This is a genomic window from Methylobacterium sp. WL18 (assembly GCF_008040015.1).
Lineage (GTDB): Bacteria > Pseudomonadota > Alphaproteobacteria > Rhizobiales > Beijerinckiaceae > Methylobacterium > Methylobacterium mesophilicum.
The window spans coordinates 1-3,833 of the sequence record NZ_VRVD01000451.1; the positions used below are offsets into that span (position 1 = coordinate 1).

Genomic DNA, 3,833 nt, shown 5'->3' on the forward strand with positions numbered 1-3,833 from the left:
TCCTCGCCGCGGCGACGCCGCTGGCGGCGCCGGCGCCGTTCCTCGCGCCGGGTCAGCTTCGGGGCAGGCGCAGGATGCGTGACGGGGGATAGAGGCCCCTCGTGCAGATCTTCGGTCATCAAGCGCCTCCTCGCCGCGGCGCGTTCGCGTCGCGGCGGTCATAGACCGGCAGGCCGTGGTCCGGAAGCCTGCCGGCCGGCGTGAGGGCCCTTATGCGCGGACCAGTGGCACCTTCGGCACGGTCCGGACACCGCCGCCCGAACCGCCGCCACCCCCGCCCTTGTCGTCCTTCGGGGTCTTCTTGCGCGTGGCCGCACGGGGCTTGGCCCGCTTGTGCCGCTTGGCCGCGTTGGTGACGTCCGCCTCGGGCTTCGGCGTGACCGGGCCGGCCGGGAAGTCGAAGCCCAGGCTGTCCTTGGCGCCGGCCTTGGCCTCCTCGTCCTCCGGCTTGCGCACCACCACCCGGACGGCGCCGCCGTCCTTAAGCTTGCCGAACAGCACCTCGTCGGCGAGCGGCGTCTTGATGGTCGCCTGGATGAGGCGCGCCATCGGGCGGGCGCCCATGGCGTCGTCGTAGCCGTGCTCCACCAGCCACGCCCGCGCCTCGTCGGACAGCTCGATCGTCACGTTGCGGTCGGCGAGCTGGGCCTCGAGCTGGAGGACGAACTTGTCCACCACCTTGGCCACGACCTCCTTCGGCAGGTGGCCGAACGAGATGATCGCGTCGAGGCGGTTGCGGAATTCCGGGGCGAACAGCTTGTTGATCGCCTCGACGTCGTCGCCGGTGCGCTTCGTCTGGGTGAAGCCGTAGGCCGACTTCGCCAAGTCCGAGGCCCCCGCGTTGGTCGTCATGATGATGATGACGTTGCGGAAATCGACTTGCTTGCCGTTGTGGTCGGTCAGCTTGCCGTGGTCCATCACCTGCAACAGGATGTTGAACAGGTCCGGGTGGGCCTTCTCGATCTCGTCGAGCAGCAGCACGCAATGCGGGTGCTGGTCGATCCCATCGGTGAGCAGGCCGCCCTGGTCGAAGCCGACATAGCCGGGGGGTGCGCCGATCAGGCGGCTGACCGTGTGGCGCTCCATGTATTCCGACATGTCGAACCGCAGCATCTCGACGCCCAGGGAGGACGCGAGCTGCTTGGCCGCCTCGGTCTTGCCGACGCCGGTCGGCCCCGCGAACAGGTACGAGCCGATCGGCTTGTCCGGATCGCGCAGGCCGGCCCGGGCGAGCTTGATCGCCGAGGTCAGCGCCTCGATGGCGCTCGGCTGGCCGTAGACCACCCGCTTCAGGTTCTCGGTGAGGTGCTGGAGCACCACCGCGTCGTCCTTCGAGACGGTCTTGGGCGGGATGCGGGCCATCGTGGCGATGGTCGCCTCGATCTCCTTGATGCCGATGGTGCGCTTACGGCGCGCCTCCGGCACCAGCATCTGCGACGCGCCGGTCTCGTCGATCACGTCGATCGCCTTATCGGGCAGCTTGCGGTCGTTGATGTAGCGGGCCGACAGCTCCACCGCGGCCTTCACGGCCTCGGTGGTGTACTTGAGCTTGTGGAACTCCTCGAAGTACGGACGCAGGCCCTTCACGATCTCGATCGTATCCGGGATCGACGGCTCGTTGACGTCGATCTTCTGGAACCGGCGCACCAGGGCGCGGTCCTTCTCGAAGTACTGGCGGTACTCCTTGTAGGTGGTCGAGCCGATGCAGCGCAGCGTGCCCGAGGCCAGGGCCGGCTTGAGCAGGTTCGACGCGTCCATGGCGCCGCCCGAGGTCGCACCGGCACCGATCACCGTGTGGATCTCGTCGATGAACATGATCGCGTTCGGGTGCGCCTCGATCTCCTTCATCACCTGCTTGAGGCGCTCCTCGAAGTCGCCCCGGTAGCGGGTGCCGGCGAGCAGCGTGCCCATGTCGAGGGAGAACACGGTGGCGTCGGCGAGCACCTCCGGCACCTCGTGCTGGATGATCTTGCGGGCGAGCCCTTCCGCGATCGCGGTCTTGCCGACGCCGGGGTCGCCCACCAATAGCGGGTTGTTCTTCTGCCGGCGGCAGAGCACCTGAATCGTGCGCTCGACCTCGGAGTGGCGGCCGATCAGCGGGTCGATCTTGCCGTCCCGGGCCTTCTTGTTGAGGTTCACGCAGTAGGCGTCGAGCGCGTCGCCCTTCTTCTTCGCGCCGCCGCGGGGATCGCCCTCGTCGCTCGGGCGCTCGGCGGCGCCTTCCTCTTCCGCGCCCCGCACGGGCTTGGCCTCGGAGGCGCCGGGGCGCTTGGCGATGCCGTGGCTGATGTAGTTGACCGCGTCGTAGCGGGTCATGTCCTGCTCCTGCAGGAAGTAGGCGGCGTGGCTCTCGCGCTCGGCGAAGATCGCCACCAGCACGTTGGCCCCCGTCACCTCCTCGCGGCCCGAGGACTGGACGTGGATCACCGCCCGCTGGATCACCCGCTGGAACCCGGCGGTGGGCTTGGCGTCCTGGCGCCCGTCCCCGGTCAGGTTCGAGAGCTCGGTGTCCACGTAGTCGACCAAGCTGCGCTTGAGCGTGTCGATCTCGACGTTGCAGGCGCGCATGACCGCGGCCGCATCCTGGTCGTCCACGAGGGCGAGCAGGAGATGCTCCAGCGTCGCGTATTCGTGCCGTCGCTCGCCGGCGAGCGCGAGGGCTCGGTGGAGGGCTTGTTCTAGGCTGCGTGAGAAGCTTGGCAAAGCTGGCCTCTGTGTGGGTGCCTACCGCGAACGGCGCCTATTTCTTTTCCATAACGCACTGGAGAGGATGTTGGTGTTTGCGCGCGAAGTCCATGACCTGCGTCACCTTGGTCTCCGCCACCTCGTAGGTGAAGACCCCACACTCGCCGACCCCGTTCTGATGCACGTGCATCATGATGTGGTAGGCGTCCTCGTGGCTCTTGTTGAAGAAGCGTTCGACGACCAGCACGACGAATTCCATCGGCGTATAATCGTCGTTCAGAAGGAGTACCCGGTACAGGCTCGGCTTCTTGGTCTTCGGCTTGGTGCGGGTGATGATCGCGGTGTTGGACCGGTCGTCGCCGCCCGGGGCGCGCGAACCGGAGGCCGTGATCGCCAAACGCGCCGGCCCGTGAAGCGTCGTCGATATCGCGGTGCCCTGAAGGGGGACCTGTGTCATGTGCGTCGAACCGATCCCTCGATTGGAGCGGGCGTCGCCGGCCCCCAATACCGATCCCGTCATGACCCTGCCGGGAGCGGCGTCCGGGTCGGCGGACATTAATCTACAGACCGTGAGGCGACTTCGCCAGACGCCTGCGCGCACTTGTCCGCCCCGCAAAGCTTGCGCCCGGCGCATCACGTTCGACCCGTTCATGCCGAAGGGCTGACGCCAGCGCACGGAACCCGCCCGGGGGGAGGGACCATGGTGGACGCGCATCGCCCGGCTCGGACCGCGGAAGATCCGATACCCGACCGGCGAATTCCGTAAGACGCCGGGAGGGCGGGGGAGCGCTGCATGGCCGGCCTCCTTGGCGCCGCCGGGCCGGCGCGTCGCGCGCCGACACCGGTGACGAAACCGGATCTCCTCCAGAGGTGTGGGCCGCATGCGCCATCGTCAAGGCATGGCCGGAACGACACGATTCGGAACGCGAGCGGTTCGCATTAACGGGCCTGTAACTGCACCCGCCTAATTCTCAACCGATGCAGCGGGGCCACGCGATCAGCGCCGGCCAGCACCAGAGATACGACCGGCGCATGCCGGTCTCGCGAGGCAATCAGGCGTGATGCGTAGCGTTGTAGGCCGCCCCCGGACGATCCCCGCGCTGCCGGCCGCGATTCCGGCCGCCTTGGCCGCCGCCGCGGTCCTGACC

At 68.0% G+C, this 3,833-nt stretch carries 2 protein-coding genes; both read right to left on the minus strand.

Annotation, left to right across the window (positions count from 1 at the left end):
- Nucleotides 1-210: 210 nt before the first annotated feature.
- Nucleotides 211-2,703 (minus strand): ATP-dependent Clp protease ATP-binding subunit ClpA, encoded by a 2,493-nt coding sequence (gene clpA, locus FV228_RS22710; RefSeq protein ID WP_147856668.1) that lies wholly within the window; start codon nucleotides 2,701-2,703, stop codon nucleotides 211-213.
- A gap of 37 nt (nucleotides 2,704-2,740) precedes the next feature.
- A complete protein-coding gene (clpS, locus tag FV228_RS22715; RefSeq protein WP_187193701.1) occupies nucleotides 2,741-3,142 on the minus strand; it encodes an ATP-dependent Clp protease adapter ClpS in 402 nt (133 codons plus the stop codon).
- Nucleotides 3,143-3,833 lie beyond the last annotated feature (691 nt).

What these genes read in the sequence shown, in the direction of transcription:
- clpS (WP_187193701.1), bottom strand. Translation starts at nt 3,142, where the DNA reads ATGACACAGGTCCCCCTTCAGGGCACCGCGATATCGACGACGCTTCAC.